The sequence below is a fragment of the Streptomyces sp. NPDC029296 genome (genome assembly GCF_055569255.1).
On sequence record NZ_JBVHXT010000019.1, the window covers coordinates 63,078 to 78,179 of the forward strand.

14 protein-coding genes and 1 pseudogene are annotated in these 15,102 nt (G+C 72.1%); 3 read left to right on the forward strand and 12 right to left on the reverse strand.

Annotation, left to right across the window (positions count from 1 at the left end):
* The 6 genes from ACZ4W9_RS18485 to ACZ4W9_RS18510 all read right to left on the reverse strand — a co-directional run.
* The coding region (locus ACZ4W9_RS18485; protein ID WP_467936901.1) for a HAMP domain-containing protein at nucleotides 1–1,026 on the reverse strand (1,026 nt) is incomplete at its 3' end.
* 384 nt (nucleotides 1,027–1,410) lie between these two features.
* A complete protein-coding gene (locus tag ACZ4W9_RS18490) occupies nucleotides 1,411–1,740 on the reverse strand; it encodes a hypothetical protein (RefSeq protein ID WP_467936903.1) in 330 nt (109 codons plus the stop codon).
* 287 nt (nucleotides 1,741–2,027) lie between these two features.
* Nucleotides 2,028–3,677: a dipeptide ABC transporter ATP-binding protein gene (locus ACZ4W9_RS18495; protein ID WP_467936905.1), complete on the reverse strand. Its 1,650-nt coding sequence runs from the start codon at nucleotides 3,675–3,677 to the stop codon at nucleotides 2,028–2,030.
* Nucleotides 3,674–4,666 (reverse strand): ABC transporter permease, encoded by a 993-nt coding sequence (locus tag ACZ4W9_RS18500; protein ID WP_467936907.1) that lies wholly within the window; start codon nucleotides 4,664–4,666, stop codon nucleotides 3,674–3,676. Before ACZ4W9_RS18500 ends, ACZ4W9_RS18495 begins: the two co-directional genes overlap by 4 nt.
* 11 nt (nucleotides 4,667–4,677) lie before the next feature.
* A complete protein-coding gene (locus tag ACZ4W9_RS18505) occupies nucleotides 4,678–6,453 on the reverse strand; it encodes an ABC transporter substrate-binding protein (protein WP_467936909.1) in 1,776 nt (591 codons plus the stop codon).
* Between the two features lie 70 nt (nucleotides 6,454–6,523).
* Nucleotides 6,524–7,450: an ABC transporter permease gene (locus ACZ4W9_RS18510; protein ID WP_467936911.1), complete on the reverse strand. Its 927-nt coding sequence runs from the start codon at nucleotides 7,448–7,450 to the stop codon at nucleotides 6,524–6,526.
* A gap of 275 nt (nucleotides 7,451–7,725) precedes the next feature.
* Between ACZ4W9_RS18510 and ACZ4W9_RS18515 the strand changes: the two genes are divergently transcribed.
* Nucleotides 7,726–8,301 (forward strand): phosphodiesterase, encoded by a 576-nt coding sequence (locus tag ACZ4W9_RS18515; RefSeq protein ID WP_467936913.1) that lies wholly within the window; start codon nucleotides 7,726–7,728, stop codon nucleotides 8,299–8,301.
* Nucleotides 8,302–8,409: 108 nt separating this feature from the next.
* On the opposite strand, the gene ACZ4W9_RS18520 is transcribed toward ACZ4W9_RS18515, so the two are convergent.
* From ACZ4W9_RS18520 to ACZ4W9_RS18530, 3 genes are all read right to left on the reverse strand, one after another.
* Entirely contained in the window at nucleotides 8,410–9,351 is a 942-nt protein-coding gene (locus ACZ4W9_RS18520) for a Rieske (2Fe-2S) protein (protein WP_467936915.1), read from the reverse strand.
* A gap of 128 nt (nucleotides 9,352–9,479) precedes the next feature.
* Nucleotides 9,480–10,196, reverse strand: coding sequence for a lytic polysaccharide monooxygenase (locus tag ACZ4W9_RS18525; protein ID WP_467936917.1), 717 nt, complete (start codon nucleotides 10,194–10,196; stop codon nucleotides 9,480–9,482).
* A gap of 266 nt (nucleotides 10,197–10,462) precedes the next feature.
* Nucleotides 10,463–11,149: a nitroreductase family protein gene (locus ACZ4W9_RS18530; protein WP_467936919.1), complete on the reverse strand. Its 687-nt coding sequence runs from the start codon at nucleotides 11,147–11,149 to the stop codon at nucleotides 10,463–10,465.
* A 136-nt stretch (nucleotides 11,150–11,285) separates the two neighbouring features.
* Here ACZ4W9_RS18530 and ACZ4W9_RS18535 point away from each other — a divergent pair, with 136 nt between their 5' ends.
* On the forward strand, nucleotides 11,286–11,810 hold the full coding sequence (locus tag ACZ4W9_RS18535; protein ID WP_467936921.1) for an Lrp/AsnC family transcriptional regulator: 525 nt from the start codon (nucleotides 11,286–11,288) through the stop codon (nucleotides 11,808–11,810).
* Nucleotides 11,811–11,878: 68 nt separating this feature from the next.
* Here ACZ4W9_RS18535 and ACZ4W9_RS18540 read toward each other — a convergent pair whose 3' ends face one another.
* The gene (locus tag ACZ4W9_RS18540; protein ID WP_467936923.1) at nucleotides 11,879–13,405 is read right to left on the reverse strand and encodes a glycosyl hydrolase family 18 protein; all 1,527 of its coding nucleotides are present in this window, start codon (nucleotides 13,403–13,405) and stop codon (nucleotides 11,879–11,881) included.
* Between the two features lie 278 nt (nucleotides 13,406–13,683).
* Here ACZ4W9_RS18540 and ACZ4W9_RS18545 point away from each other — a divergent pair, with 278 nt between their 5' ends.
* Nucleotides 13,684–14,106, forward strand: a complete 423-nt coding sequence (locus ACZ4W9_RS18545) for a DUF6003 family protein (RefSeq protein WP_467937029.1) — start codon at nucleotides 13,684–13,686, stop codon at nucleotides 14,104–14,106.
* On the opposite strand, the gene ACZ4W9_RS18550 is transcribed toward ACZ4W9_RS18545, so the two are convergent.
* Both ACZ4W9_RS18550 and ACZ4W9_RS18555 read right to left on the reverse strand, forming a co-directional pair.
* Nucleotides 14,096–14,572: a substrate-binding domain-containing protein gene (locus ACZ4W9_RS18550; RefSeq protein WP_467937030.1), complete on the reverse strand. Its 477-nt coding sequence runs from the start codon at nucleotides 14,570–14,572 to the stop codon at nucleotides 14,096–14,098. The two genes, ACZ4W9_RS18545 and ACZ4W9_RS18550, sit on opposite strands and share 11 nt — an antisense overlap.
* 471 nt (nucleotides 14,573–15,043) lie before the next feature.
* Nucleotides 15,044–15,094 (reverse strand): annotated as a pseudogene (locus ACZ4W9_RS18555) (LacI family DNA-binding transcriptional regulator); the annotation flags it as partial.
* Nucleotides 15,095–15,102: the final 8 nt, after the last annotated feature.

Here is a 15,102-nt window from a genome sequence, read left to right on the forward strand (position 1 = left end):
GACCTCGTCGGCGAAGGCGGAGAGCTGGTCGACCATCGTGTTGATGGTGTTCTTGAGTTCCAGGATCTCGCCGCGGGCGTCGACGGTGATCTTCTGCGAGAGGTCGCCCTTGGCCACCGCCGTCGCCACCTGGGCGACGTTGCGGACCTGGCTGGTGAGGTTGCCCGCCATGAAGTTGACGGAGTCGGTCAGGTCCCGCCACGTGCCCTTGACGCCCTTGACGTCGGCCTGGCCGCCGAGGCGTCCTTCGGTGCCGACTTCGCGGGCGACGCGGGTGACCTCGTCGGCGAAGGCGGAGAGCTGGTCGACCATCGTGTTGATGGTGTTCTTGAGTTCCAGGATCTCGCCGCGGGCGTCGACGGTGATCTTCTGTGAGAGGTCGCCCTTGGCCACCGCCGTCGTCACCTGGGCGACGTTGCGGACCTGGCTGGTGAGGTTGCCCGCCATGAAGTTGACGGAGTCGGTCAGGTCCCGCCACACGCCGGCGACCCCCGGCACCTTCGCCTGGCCGCCGAGGCGCCCTTCGGTGCCGACCTCGCGGGCGACGCGGGTGACCTCGTCGGCGAAGGCGGAGAGCTGGTCCACCATCGTGTTGACGGTGTTCTTCAGCTGGAGGATCTCGCCGCGCGCGGGCACGTCGATCTTCTGCGAGAGGTCGCCCTTGGCCACCGCCGTGGCCACCTGGGCGATGTCACGGACCTGGGTGGTCAGATTCCCGGCCATGGCGTTGACCGAGTCGGTCAGGTCGGCCCAGGTCCCGGAGACCCCGGGCACCTCCGCCTGCCCGCCGAGCGTCCCCTCGGTGCCCACCTCCCGGGCCACCCGGGTGACCTCGGAGGTGAACACGGACAACTGATCGACCATGCCGTTGAACACGGTCGCGATGTCGCCCATGAGACCGTGGGCGTCCTCTGGAAGGCGCGTGCCGAAGTCGCCGTCGCGCACGGCGGTCAGGCCCGCCAGAAGCTGTCGCAGCTCCTGGTCGCCCGGCGCGGCGTCGACGGTCTCGGACTTGTCGCTGGTCATGCGCAACCTCGCCCCGCTCCCCAGGGGTCCCCGGCGGCGAGGACCCGAACACCCCGGCGGCCCGCAAGGGCCCCCAATGCTGTGCATTTCCGCACTTCACGGAATTGCGTGATGAGAAAATACGCCGCAGGCTAACCCACTCCGGCCCCACCGCACAAAACCTCCCCCGCCGTGCGCCCGCGCACACCGCCGCCGGGCGTACGGGGCCGTGACGGGCGGGTCCGGGGGGCGCCCTCACTGCCGCAGCGCCATGCGCGCGAGCCGGTCGCCGGGGAACTGCGAAGACGAAGGTGGAGCCGAGGATCAGCGGACCCAGCGCTTCGGGGATGAGCAGCGTGGTGATGATCCGCAGGGGGCCCGCGCCCATGGAACGGGCCGCCTCGATCACCCCGGGGTCGACGGTGACCAGGTTCTCTCCACGATGCGGGAGACCCCGAAGGCGGCGGCGACGATCAGGGCGAAGGTCGCGGCACCGGTGCCGATGGTGGCACCCACCACGCTCAGCGTCAGCGGGCCCAGGGCGGTGACGAAGACGATGAACGGGATCGGCCTGACCACATCGACCACGAGGTTCACGGCCGTGTGGACGAGTTTGTTCTCCAGCGGACCACCGCGGCCGGTCGTGTACAGCGCGATGCCCAGCAGCAGTCCGAGGAAGCCGCCCACGAGCATCGTCGCGGCGACCATCCACTCGTGGGTGACGACGACCGTCACGCCCAGTTCCGCGTTGACGCGTCGCAGCAGGCGCAGGACGTCCCGGGTGGTCTCGGGGTCCAGCGCACGGGCGATGCGACGGGCCGGCGCCCGACGCGCCTCCCGTGAGGTGGGTGATCAGCAGCGTCGCGGCCACCGCGACGGCTGCGACGGCCAGGGCGGCGTCCGTGACCAGCCGCCCTTCTTCCGCACCGGCTTCTCCGGGAGGCCGGGGACGGCCCCGGGCCCGGTCGGCGTGTTCGTCAAAGGTCTTGTCACTTCCTCGAGGATCGGATGGCGGGACGCGCTCACAGGACCGAGGCCAGCAGTTCCCTCGTGTAGGGGGCGCTCGGTGTGTCGAAGACCGTGTCGCGCGGTCCCGTCTCGACCAGCTCGCCGTCCTTCAGGACCGCGATCCGGTCGCAGAAGTGCCGTACCACCGCCAGGTCGTGGGAGATGAACAGCAGCGACAGGTCCAGGTCCTCGCGCAGGTCCATGAGGAGGTTCAGGACCTGTGCCTGGACGGACACGTCCAGCGCGGAGACCGGTTCGTCCGCGATGACCATGCGCGGCCGGACGGCCAGCGCCCGGGCGATGCCCACGCGTTGGCGCTGGCCGCCGGAGAACTCGTGCGGGTGGCGGGAGAGATGCGACGCGGACAGGCCCACCTGTTCCAGCAGCTCCGCCGCCCTCTTCCGCCGCTGCGCCGCGTCCAGGTCCGTGTGCACGCGCAGGGGGGTCGTGACGATCTGCTCCACCGTTCGGCGCGGGTTCAGCGAGGCGTACGGGTCCTGGAAGACCAGCTGGACGTCCCGGCTCAGCTCCCGGCGCAGCCGCGCGTCCGTCGCCGCGCCGGAGATGTCCCGGCCGTCGAAGCGGACCTCCCCGCTCGTGGGGCGGCGCAGACCGGCCAGGACCCGCGCGATCGTGGACTTGCCCGAACCGGACTCGCCGACCAGGCCCAGGGTCTCGCCACGGGCCACGCGCAGGCTCACGCCGTTCACCGCGGTGTGCGGGCGGGCGCGGCGACGGCCCGGGTAGTCCACGCGGAGATCGCGCAGTTCGGCCAGGACGCCGCGAGTGGGGGCGGTACGGACGCGGACCCGCGTGCGGGGCTCGGGTTCCGGGTCCTCGACCGTGGGCAGGCGGCTGCCGGGCGGGGTGCGCAGGGTGGGGGCCGCCCGGACCAGCGCCCGGGTGTAGGGGTGGGCGGCGGAGGTCAGCAGGTGCGTCGTCGGACCCTCCTCCAGGGCCTCGCCGTCGCGCAGGACCAGCATGCGGTGGCAGGTCGCCGCCACCACGCCCACGTCGTGGGTGATCAGCAGCATGGCCGTACCGGTCTCCGCCTGGAGGCCGGTGATCAGGTCGAGGACCTGGCGCTGGACCCCGGCGTCCAGCGCGGTGGTCGGTTCGTCGGCGATCAGCACGTCCGGGTCGTTGACCAACGCCATGGCGATGACCACCCGTTGGCGCATGCCGCCCGAGAGGTGGTGGGGGTGGTCGAAGGCGCGGGCGGCCGGGATGCCCACGCGTTCCAGCATCGCCGCCGCCCGCTCCCGCGCCGCCTTGCGGCCCGCCTCCGGGTGGTGGACGCGGTACGCCTCGGCGATCTGCGCGCCGACGGTGTGGTACGGCGACAGCGCGTCCAGGGCGTCCTGGAAGACCATCGCGACCCTGGCGCCCCGGATCCGCTGCAGCGTCTTCTCCGGCGCGCCCACCAGCTCCGGCCCGTCGTCGCCCAGCCGGATGCTCCCCTCGACCCGGGTGCGCGCCGGGTCGTGGAGGCCCAGGGCCGCGAGACCGATCGTGGACTTGCCCGAGCCCGACTCCCCGACGAGCCCCAGCACCTCGCCCGGGGCCACGTCGAAGGAGACGTCCCGGACCGCCGGCACCGGGCCGCGCGCCGTGCCGAAGGTGACCGCCACATCGCGGACGGACAGGGCGAAATGCCTGCTCATGCGAGCCTCACTCGGGGATCCAGCCAGGCCACCACCGCATCGGCGACGGCCACGAACACGACGACGAAGAACGCGGCCAGGAGCACGGTGCCGACGACCGTGGGCAGGTCGTTGCCGTTGACCGCGTCGACGGCCAGCTTGCCGACGCCGCCGAGGCCGAACACGGTCTCCGTGATGAACGCCCCGCCGAACAGCGCCCCGGCCTCCAGGCCGAGCAGCTGCACCAGCGGGCCGGCCGCTCCGCGCGCGGTGTACTTCAGGTGGGCGCGCAGGGTGCCCAGGCCCTTCGCGCGGGCCGTGCGCACATACCCGTGGTGCATGGTCTCCAGCAGCTGCGAGCGGGTGAGGCGGGCGAAGACGGCCGCGTTGACGAAGCCGAGCACCAGCCACGGCAGGAGCAGCCCCAGCGCCCACTGGCCGGGGTGGGCGGCGAGGGGGACGTAGCGGGGGAGCGGGAACAGGCCCGTGGAGTAGACGAGCAGGAACTGGAGCACGTAGCCGAGGAAGTAGATCTGGACGCTCGCGCCCAGCAGGTTGAAGCCGGACAGCAGCCGGTCCGTCGCCCTGCCCCGGCGCAGTGCCGCCGCCAGGCCCGAGCCGACGCCGAGGACGAGGATCACGGCGAGGGCGCCGGCCGCGAGGGAGACGGTCACCGGCAGGCGGTCCCCGATGGCGGCGAGGACGGGCTGGTGGAGGGTGTACGAGTAGCCGAGGCAGGGGGCGGGGCAGGGGATCGGGGAGCCGTCGACGTCCGCGATGGTGCGGCCGGTCACGATCCCGCCGATGTAGTCGAGGAACTGCGAGACGATCGGCTGGTCCAGCCCCATGCTCGCGCGGACGGCCTCGACCTGCGCGGTGTCGCACTTGGGGCCGCAGGCGATCAGGGCCGGGTCGGACGGGGCGGCGTAGAAGAGCGCGAAGGCCAGGGCGGTGATCGCGAGCAGCACCGCCACGGCCTGCACGGCCCTTCTGAGGAGGTATCGGGTCATGATCGCGGGGGTCAGCCGTTCCTGACGTACAGGTCGGCCGCGGCCGTGGCGCCGTAGAGCGGGTGGATGGCGGCCCCTCCGACGTCCTTGCCGCGGAACTGGGAGACGCTGTTGTAGAGGAAGGGCACCACGGGGACGTCCTTCATGACGGTCTGCTCCAGGTCGATGAGTTCCGCTGCCTTCTTCCGCGCGTCACCGATCCTTTCGATGCGGGCCAGCTCCTCGTCCACCCGCGGGTTGGCGTAGCGGACGGAGTTGGACAGCGGGTCGAGGTGACTCTCGAAGCTGTCGGGGAGCAGGGTCGACGGGGTGGGCCAGTCGACGGAGTTGCTCGACAGCCACAGGTCGTACGGGGCGTCGTTGCGGAACACCTGGTCGTGGAACGCGGCGGGCTGGAGGCCCTTCACCACCAGCTCGACGCCGATCTTGGCGAAGGCGTCGGCGAGGACCCGCGCGACCTGGTCGTCCTGGGCGCTGTCGACGGCGTAGGCGTACGTCAGCTTGGTCACCTTCGTCTTCGCCCGGGCCAGGTGCTGTCTGGCCTTGGCGATGTCACCGGTGGGGGCGACGGGGTAGAGGTCGTACTTCTTCCAGCCGACGACGGCCGGGGAGGACAGTGTGGTCGCGAAGTCGCCGGCGTGCCGGCCGCCGAGGACCTGGCGGGCCTGCCGGCGGGGGAAGACGTAGTGGATGGCCTTGCGGACCTCGGGGTCGGCGACACGGTCGTTCTTGATGTACAGGTCCGTGGTGAAGGCGCCCTGGCTGCCGGAGACGACCAGCTTCCGCTTGGCGGGGTCGCGTTCGACCGTGGAGATCAGCTCCGGCGGCAGCGTGCCCTTGGTGGTCAGGGTGGCCGGGCCCGCGCCCTGGCCGTTGAACACCTCCTGTGCGGTGTTGAGGTTCGCCTTGCCGAAGGTGAACTCGAAGCGGTCCGGGTAGGCGTGCCGGATCGGGTCGGTGGCCGGCTTCCAGTGCGGGTTGCGCTCCAGGGTGAGGCTCTTGTTCTGCTTGTGCTCGACGATGCGGTACGGCCCGGTGGCGAAGGGTTTCACGTCGTAGCCGGTGCCCGTGTCCTTGTCCTCGCGGACCGGCGAGGAGGAGGACTGGGCGGCCATGTACGGCACGTCGGACTGCGGCTCGGGGAAGTGGAGGACGATGGTCTTGTCGTCGGGCGTCTCGATGGCCTTCAGGTCGCCGTCCTTCTTGGGTCCGCCGTACTTCTCCACCGCCTCGGTGCGGTCCTTGGAGCCGGTGAGCCACTCGGGCCAGTAGGTGGGGCCGGCCTCGAAGCCGGGGGCGAAGGTGCGCTCGATGCCGTACTCGACCTGCCGCGAGGTGACGGGCTCGCCGTCCTCCCAGGCGATGCCGTCCTTCAGATGGTACGTCCAGGTCCGGCCGCCGTCGGAGGAGGTGCCGGTGTCGGTGGCGAGGTCGCCGACCAGTCTGGGCCTGCCGTCGACGACCTGATACTGCGTCAGCTGCCTGCCCCACAGAAGCGAGGTGCTGTACCCCTCGCCGGCGTAGATCTTCTGCGGGTCGAGGTGGCTGTAGTCGACCGGGTTGGCGATGGTGAGGGTGCCGCCCTCGCGGGCGCCGGGGATCGCCGGGGCGGGACCCTGGCTGTCCTTGGCGGTGCCGAGAGTGGCGGTCAGCCGCCGGCCGCTCCCGGCCGCGGTGCTGTTCCCGTCCCGGTCCGTGCCCGCGCCCGCGAAGCAGGAGCACAGCAGCAGGGCGGCGGCGGTGGCGAGAGCCGGGACGGCTGCGGTGCGCGGGGTGACTGCGGGCATGACGAACTCCGTTGTGTGGTGCGGGGAATGCCGGGTGGGGGTGGGTGAGGATGGGTGGGTGCGCGAGGGCTCAGCGGACCGTGTGCGGGTCGAGGGCGTCCCGCACGGCGTCGCCGAGGAGGTTGAAGGCGAGGACGAAGACGAGAAGGGAGGCGCCGGGGAAGACCATGTAGGTGGGGTCGTCGTAGAAGACCTCGGAGCCCCGGGAGATCATGCGGCCCCAGTCGGGGATGGGTTCGTTGATGCCGACGCCCAGGAAGGACAGGGCGGCTTCGGTGGTGACGAGCGCGGGCACGGTGAGGGTGATGTGCACCAACACCGGCGCCCACACGTTCGGCAGCAGCTCCCGGAAGACGATGTGCCGCCGGCTCGCGCCGAGGGCCCGGGCCGCCTCCACGAACTCGCGCTCGCGCAGGGACCGTACGACCGTGCGCAGCACCATGGCGAGCGGCACCCAGCCGAAGGCGGAGAAGACGAGGATGAGGACGGTGAACTGCATCCAGGCGGGTTCGCTCTCGTCGGGCCCCACGAAGCGGGTCTGGACGACCGGGCCGAGCGTGAGCAGGAGCAGCAGGGCCGGGAAGGCGAGCAGGACGTTGCAGACGAAGGTGAACGCCCGGTCGACGAGGCCGCTGAGGTAGCCCACGGTCACACCGACCACCACGCCGATGACGGCGACGACGGCCGTCGAGGCGAAGGCGATCAGCAAAGAGGTGCGGATGCCGTAGAGGAGCTGGGCGAGGACGTCACGGCCGAGTCCGGGCTCGACACCGAACCAGTGCTCGGCGGAGATGCCGCCGTTGGGCAGGACGGGCAGGCCCTCCGGACTCAGCAGGCCGGTCTCGTTCTGACCGTAGTGCTCGGTGGGGTTGTTGCCGTAGAGGGCGGTGATCAGGGGTGCGGTGACGGCGAGGACCATGAACAACCCGACGACGGCGAGCGAGACGATCCCGACCCGATCGCGCCGGAACACCTGTGCCACCGATACCGCTGCCATGCCGCCGTACTCCCGACCTGGATCATTCCGGGAGGCGGTGTTGCCTCTCCGGATATCGGACATTAGATCCGAAGATCGTTACGCCTGCAAGGGAGTGGAATCGAAGGTTGATACGTTCGATCACTTAGGATTGCAAGAATGTTGCGGCGTTCATGTTGCCGAAATGAAAATGCCCTCAATCCGCCGCGAATCGGATCGACGGGGGTGAGCGGTGTCACTCGTGGGGGAGCCGGCCCGGGGTACTCGGCGGCCATGCTGAGGGGTACCGCTGGGGCGTGCCGTGGCTCGACGGACCGGGCCGGTTCGCCGCGACCGTACGGCTGTCGCGGGCGGCCGGGCTGCCCCGGCGCCTGCCCGACGCCTTGGGGCCGGCCGTACGGGTGGACCGGGCCGACGGTCCCGGCCGGGCCCTCGACCTGCTGCTGACGAGCAGCGGTCGGGAACGCGTGGCCCGGCACCTGCCGTTGCCCCGCGCCGACGCGCTGGGCGGGCCGTACTCCAGCCTGCTGCCCTACCGGGTGGGCGGCCGTTCCGGTGCCCTGGCCGCCTTTCCCCGGTGCCGCGGGCACGCCCCGGTGCAGGGGGTCCCGGCGAGCCTGGCGCGGGCGCTGGCCGCCGGACCGCTCGTCTTCGACCTGTGCGCCGAGGGGCCCGGCCGTTCCTGGCGGGCGTTCGCCGTGCTCACCGTGCGCTCCGCGCTGCCGGCCGGCTTAGAGGAGAGCGCGGGCTTCGACATCTACGAGCACGACGCCCGGGGTTTCACGCCCGGCCCCGCGCTCGCCGCCGTCCGCCGCGCGGCTTGTCGGGGGTCGAGGGCCGGTCGCCGCCAGGAGGGCGGATCGCCCCGTTGACGGGCCGGGGGCGAGAAGGCGGGTGGGCCGGGCAGGGGTGCCGACGTCACCGCGGCGCAGTGACGTGGTCACCGGTTGCCGGCGGCCGGCCCGCCCGGCACCGGAGGCTCACTCGGCCGTGCCGTCCTGCGCCGCCCCCGGCTCCTCCGGGCCGTTCTCCGTCCGGCCCGGTTCCCGCAGGCGCACCTCGAGGTGGCCGTCGAGGACGCGCGTGTCGAAGACGGGCTGGGGAGAAGTGGCCGGGCCGCGTACGTTCCAGCCGTCCGCGAGCCGGAAGACGCTGCCGTGCCAGGGGCACCGGACGCACCCGTCGGCGACGGTGCCCTCGGACAGCGGCCCCGCGAGATGGCTGCAGCGGTCGGCCAGCGCGTGGAAGGTCCCGTCCGCCTCACGGACGACCAGGACCGGGACATCGTCCACGCTGCGCCGTGCCGTCCGGCCGGCCGGGAACTCGGCCACGGGCCCGATCCGGTGCCAGCCCTCCGAGACGACCTGCGGGACCTCCTCCGCGTGGTTCGCGCCCGCGGCCTGCCGGTAGGCGAGGTGGCCGCCCAGCAGACCCCCGGTCGCCACGGCCGTCAGCCCCAGGAAGCCGAGGCCGCGGCCGGCCATCGTGCGGCCCTTGACGCGGCAGACGAGCGAGGCGGCGTACAGTCCGACGGCCGCCGTGTTGGCCAGCGCGTGCACCAGGCCGACGCGCTGCTGGCGGGGGTGCAGTTCCGCCCAGTCGACGGCTCCGGCCAGCGCGGCCGGGGCGGCGGCGGTCAGTCCCACGGCGATCAGCGAGCCCGCCTCCCGTGCGCGGCCCGGACACAGGTCCAGCACCGCGGCCGACAGCCAGCTGCCGACCGGCACCTGCACCAGCAGCGGATGCACCGGGTGGCCCAGCCACCTGCCGTGCAGCAGATCCCGGCCACCGCGCAGCGGCAGGGCCCGCACGCCCCGGCTGAGCACGCCGATCACCGCGTCGCCGCGCGGCTGCCGTTCGAGACCGTCCAGGAGCCGCGGAACCGTGTCCCACCGCATCCGGCGAGGTGGTGTTGTTCTCATGAGTCGCTGGGTCCCCAGCCGCGCATGCCGCAAACGGGCCGCACGGGTGGCCGGCCGCCCTGGTTCGTCCGGCCGGGGCGTGCCGGCGGGCCCCCGAGGGGAGCGCGCCGGCACGCCGGGAGCACGGTCTAGCAGGCCCCGAGGTCTTCCCAGACGCCCCACTGCCCGGTGGTGCCGGGCTTGTCACCGGACACCCACCACTTGGCGCGCCAGGTGTGGCCGCCATAGGAGACGGTGTCGCCGCCGTTGTAGACGCGCGTGGCGTCCCAGGCCGGCACCGCGCAGGTGTCGCCGCCGCCGTTGCCACCGCCGCTGCCGCCGTCGCCGCTGCCGCCGATGTTGACGTCGACGCAGGAGTAGAAGGCGTTGGCGGTGTCCGCGATGTTCCAGACGGCCAGCACCTTCTGACGACCGGTGAAGCCGCCGAAGTTCACCTGCTGGCTGACGTCCGCGGCCGGCTGCTGGTTGCGGCCGTCGAACTCGGCGATCTTCTGGCCGCCGATGAAGTACTGCCAGTTGGTGGTGGCGTGGCGGGCGGTGTTGTGCCAGGTGAACGTCGCCGTGGTGCCGACCGCGGTGGCCTTCCAGCCCTTGCTGTCGTCGTCGAGTTCGGCGTACTCGGCGTGCCCGCCGCTACAGCTGCGCAGGCCCTTCGGTCCTTCGACGCTCTGCGGTTCGTACTTGATCTGACCGCAGGCGACGACGCCCTCGGCGCACTGCTGCTGCCGGCTCGTGGGCAGCGTCACCCAGCCGTGGGCGCTGGCCGTGCTCGCCGGGAGGCTGACGGCGAGCACCGGAGCGACCAGTGCGCCGATCGTGAGAGCCGCTCGTCTTTTCGTGTTCATGCCGTGCCACTTCCTTCGATGTGTGTGTCGATACCGTCGCCTGGGGGAGCCGGTCATGTCGGCCGTGCCGGTCACGCCGGCTGTACCGGCCGTGCGGCAGGCGCGGTCCGCCGGACGCGCCTGCGCCGTGCGCCGTGAGCGGAGGCCGGATTTGGTCTGGACCTTTCGCTCGTTAGGTCTAGACCATAGCCGCGGACCGGGCTCGGTCAAGGGTTCGGACAGGGTGAACTTTCCCTCGGAGGAGCGTCGTTCGGCACGGCGCCGGCTCAGCGCGGGCGCGGGCCCTCTACGGTCGCCTCCTCCAGCGACTTGCGGGTCAGGTCCGGGACCTCGCAGTCGGGTGCGGCGTAGCCGATGGGGAAGAGGATGTAGGGCCGTTCGTTGCCGGGGCGTTCGCAGATCTCGGTGAGGAAGCCCATCGGATTGGGCGTGTGCGTCAGGGTGCTCAGTCCCATCGCGTGCAACGCGGCGATGAAGAAGCCGCACGCGATGCCCACGCTCTCGTTCACGTAGTAGTTCTTGCGCAGTGAACCGTCCGGCATCGCGGTGCTCTTCTCGGCGAAGCAGACCACGATCCACGGCACGACGTCGAGGTAGTCCTTGTCCGCGCTCGTCTCGAGGGGCGCGAGCGCGGCCCGCCACTCGGGCGGGAGCCGTCCGCCCTCGTAGTTGACCCGTTCCTCCTCCTCGGCGGCGACCCGGATGCGGTGCTTGGTCTCGGCGTCGCCGATCACGGCGAACTTCCAGGGCTGGTAGTGGGCCCCGGAGGGGGCGGTGTTCGCCGCGGCGATGGCGAGGTCGACGCACGCGCGCGGGACCGGCTCGTCGCTGAAGAAACGCACGCTGCGCCGGCGGTCGAGGAACGACACGAAGTCCTTCCCCCGCCGGACCGTCTCGGCTTCGCCGTACCGTTCGGGCCGGTAGGGGACGAACGGGTGGGTGTGCTGCCTCACGACTGCTCCTCGTGGACGGGGAGCCCACAGCGTGGGACATCGGCAGTCGAATAGGCAACAGATGCTTCATCGCGTTGCTAATCTGGCAAAGAACGAGGCGTGAGGGTGTCTCCCGGGTGACAGATCGGCAGGTACGGTGGCACGACAGGGACTCGATCCGCTCGACGGCCGGATGCTGCGCCTGCTCCGGGAGCGCCCGCGTGAGGGCCTGCTGGAGATCGCCCGCCAACTCGGCGTCGCCCGCGGCACGTTGCAGGCCCGGCTCGACCGGCTGACCGGTGCGGGTGTGGTGACCGGCTATGGACCGGACGTGGACGTCGCCGCACTCGGTCATGTGGTCGAGGCGTTCACCACGTTCGAGGTGGAGCAGTCGGCCCGCGCGGCCATCACCGCGCGTCTGCGGGCCGTCCCGCAGATCCTGGAGGCCCGCATCGTGACCGGCCCCGGAGACATCTGGTGCCGCATCGCGGGCACGAGCAACCAGCACGTGCAACAGGTGATCGACCAGGTCCTCGAGGTCCCGGGCGTGCGCCGCAGTACGACGGTCATCGCCCTGAGTGCCGTCATCCCCTACCGGGTCCAGCCCCTGGTCGACGAACTGGCCGGCCTGACGGGCGACCCGGACGCGCGTCCGGCGCCCCGCGCCGGGACCACCCCGTAGGTGATCCCGGCGCATCAGGCCTGCCGTTCACGTGCCGTCCGGGCGTGCCCGGACGGTGGTGGCGCGGTTCAGCAGGCGCCGAGGTCCTGCCAGACGCCCCACTGGCCGGTGGTGCCGGGCTCCTCGCCCGTCGTCCACCACTTGGCCTTCCAGGTGTGACCCTTGTACGAGACCTGCTGGCCGCCGGTGTACACCGCGTCCTTGGCCCACGGGGCGGCCGTGCACTGGCTGCCGGAGCCGCCGGTGACGGTCAGGGAGTACGACGCCGAGTGGCTGCCCGAGGCGCCCGCGCCGGTCACGGTGACCGTGTACGTGCCCGATGCCGCGGCCGAGGTGGTGGCCAGGGTGAGCGTGGAGGAGCCGCCCGCGGTGACCGACGACGGGCTGAGGGAGGCGGTGACACCCGCCGGGGCCCCGCTGACGCTCAGCTTCACGTCCTGGGCCTCGCCCTTCGTCACGGCCGTCTTCACCGTGGCCGTCGCGGTCTGGCCGGCCGTCACGGACCCGGAGGCCGGGCTGAGCGCCACCGAGAAGTCGTTGGCCGGGTTGGTGGGACCGCCGCCGGTGAACGGCGCGAAGATGCGCGTGAAGTCCCAGGTGTTCTGCTCGATGCCCGAGCAGTTGTCCGCGGCTCCCCCGCCCGGGCAGCCGCCGTTGTCCCGCTGCAACGCCCAGAACGACAGGGTGTTGATGCCCTTGGCGACCGCCCAGTCGTACACGGTCCGGGCGTTGGCCAGGGTGAAGGTCTCCGCCTTGCCGAAGTCGTCGACGCCCGGCATCTCGGTGACGCCGACCATGTTCCACAACTGGGCCGGGGTCTTGTTCGGGTACAGCTGGGCGAGCAGGTCGTACAGGCCCTGGGCGGCGGTCTGGGTGTCCTTCGCCATGTCGTGCGGCTGGTTGTCGTAGTAGTCGAACGTCATGAGGTTCACGACGTCGACCCGGGTGCCGTTCTTCACGGCGTTGCGCAGCAGGGCCTCGCCGTTCTCCGCGGGGCCGTGCGTGGTGGTCGGCAGGGTGTAGGAGATCTCCACCTTGCGCCCGTTGGCCGCCGCCCAGTCCTGGACCAGCTTGATGGCCTTGTTGCGGCGGTCGATGCCGGCGGCGTTGTCGAGGGAGTCCACCTCGATGTCCATGTCGAGCCGCGACACGTCGTAGGTGGTGATGACCTTCTCGTACGCGGCGGCGATCTGCTGGACGTCGGTGCAGCTGTCGGCGATCTCGGTGCCGGTGGTGTCGGCCGTGTATCCCCCGAACGAGGGGATGACGTCACCGCCGGCCGCCTGGATCGTCTTGATGTCGGCGCCGAAGGTGGAGGCGGCGATCGGCATGCTCGTGTCGCCGTTCCAGTACGGCGTACAGGAGCCCTTGGTGGCCGTCTGGAGGAACGCCATCGTCAGGTGCTTGGCGCCCGACTGGGCGGACAGGGCGGCGGGGCTGTCGCCGGTCCAGGCCTCGAAGTAGGGGGCGAAAACGTGGTTCGGCAAGGGTGTCGCGGCTTCGGCGGTGCCGGTTCCCGTGAGGGCGAGGCCCACCGCGGCCGCCGTGGTGGCGGCCGCGGTGAGGGCCGCGCGGAAGGAACGCACGAGTCTCATGTCAGTCCTGGTGTGTGGAGGGGGTGGCCCAAGTTTCCGAGCGGGGAGGGTGTTGCCGACTACTGGGATAGCGCCCCCACCGGGGCGGGTCAATGGTCTGGACCAAAAAGGGACTAGACCAATTTGGCGAGCCGGGGCGCCCTCGCGCAGTACAGGGCACGCGGCGGCGGACTGGACCACGTTCGAACGTCAGAACAGGTCCGCGTGAGGATGATCATGCGCCGAACGCGGGTACACGAGGTGCCGGGCCGACAAGTTTCCGAAGCAAGGAGCAGATGATGACCGACGACGCCTATCTCGTGCTGCAGCCCGATTCGACGGCCGCGCCCGGCGTGCCGCTCGCGGCCGTCGGTGATCTGGCCTGTCTGGAGACACCCGCGGTACGGGCCTGGTTCGAGGCCCAGGGGGTCACCGAGACCTCCCCCGACGTGCGGCTGGTGGCGCCGGAGGAGACGGCGGCCATCCCCGGGGACGCCGAGCGGCTGCCCGTGCCGCTCGGCGAGGAGGAACTGAGCCGGCTGCGCCACCACAGCGCCCCGCCGGACCTGGCGCGGCTGGAGGAGGAACTGCTGGGCTACCGCTCCTGCACCGACGGCCGCGACGCCCTGCTCGCCCGCGCCCTGGCCGCCGGTGTGCCGGCGCACCGCGTCGCGGAACTGACCGGCGAGGACCTGGCCACCGTCGAGGCGGTCACCCACTGAGAAGCGCGCGGGCGGGGTCGGCGCGTCGCGCCCCTGCCGGTCCCGGCGACCGTGGCCGGGCGCGCCCACCGGAGCCGTGCTGCGCCTGACGACGAGTTCGACGGGCACGGGGAGACGGGGGAGACGGTGCCGCCGTCGACGCGGTCGAGGAGGAGGCGCAGGGGCCGGTGGCCGGCGTCGGGGGAGTCGGTACGAACCGTGGTCGGCGGGGGAGCGTGTGCGCGGCCTCGGGGATGTCGTCGCAAGCGACCACGCTGACGTCGTCCGGGACGCGCCGCCCGGCCTCGTGGAAGGCGCGCAGCGCGGCCAGGGCCATCTGATTGTCGGAGACGAGCACGGCGGTGTCGTCCGGGTCCTCGGCGAGCGTGCGGCCGAACGCGTAGCCGGAGCCGGCGCTCCGGTCGCCGAAGAGCGGCTCGGTGATCGGGGCCCCGGCGCCGCGCAGGGCCTGCTGCCGGCTGTCCACGCGGCGGCCGGCGGGCGTCCGGCCGGCCCCGCGATGTGCCGGACCGTACGGTGGCCGGGGCGCGGCAGGTGCTCGGTGGCGAGGCGGGCACCGCTGCACGAGTCGGCGGTCACCCGGGACGTGCCGTTGCCGAGGTCGTTCTCCAGGACGACGACCAGCGGCCTCTCGCTCCCGGCCTGTGCCGGCGCCTTGCCGACCTGTTCCCGCGGGGCGATCGCGATGACACCGTCCGCGCTCTTCGCAACTCGGCGGCACAGGACGCGGGTTGCCTCCTCGGCTCCGTCGCGGATGGCGGTGAGAAGGGACGCGGGGCCGAAGCGGGCGGCGTCGAGGGAGAGGACGCCGAGCATGCGGGTGCGTCCGCCCGCCGGGGAGCGGGCACTGCGGCCGGGCCGGCGGCCGAGGGTGCGCACCCGCGGAGCGGGCGGCCTCGCGGGTGGCGGGGCGGACGGCCGGATGGTCGTCGAGAGTGCGGGAGACGGTCTGCCGGGAGACACCCGCGAGTCTGGCCACGTCGTCCATCACGGGCC

Bases quoted from the DNA above. Each gene is read 5' to 3' on its own strand.
- ACZ4W9_RS18510 (WP_467936911.1), bottom strand. From the start codon at position 7,450: ATGGCAGCGGTATCGGTGGCACAGGTGTTCCGGCGCGATCGGGTCGGG.
- ACZ4W9_RS18495 (WP_467936905.1), bottom strand. From the start codon at position 3,677: ATGAGCAGGCATTTCGCCCTGTCCGTCCGCGATGTGGCGGTCACCTTC.
- ACZ4W9_RS18545 (WP_467937029.1), top strand. From the start codon at position 13,684: ATGACCGACGACGCCTATCTCGTGCTGCAGCCCGATTCGACGGCCGCG.
- ACZ4W9_RS18520 (WP_467936915.1), bottom strand. From the start codon at position 9,351: ATGAGAACAACACCACCTCGCCGGATGCGGTGGGACACGGTTCCGCGG.
- ACZ4W9_RS18540 (WP_467936923.1), bottom strand. From the start codon at position 13,405: ATGAGACTCGTGCGTTCCTTCCGCGCGGCCCTCACCGCGGCCGCCACC.
- ACZ4W9_RS18525 (WP_467936917.1), bottom strand. From the start codon at position 10,196: ATGAACACGAAAAGACGAGCGGCTCTCACGATCGGCGCACTGGTCGCT.
- ACZ4W9_RS18500 (WP_467936907.1), bottom strand. From the start codon at position 4,666: ATGACCCGATACCTCCTCAGAAGGGCCGTGCAGGCCGTGGCGGTGCTG.
- ACZ4W9_RS18505 (WP_467936909.1), bottom strand. From the start codon at position 6,453: ATGCCCGCAGTCACCCCGCGCACCGCAGCCGTCCCGGCTCTCGCCACC.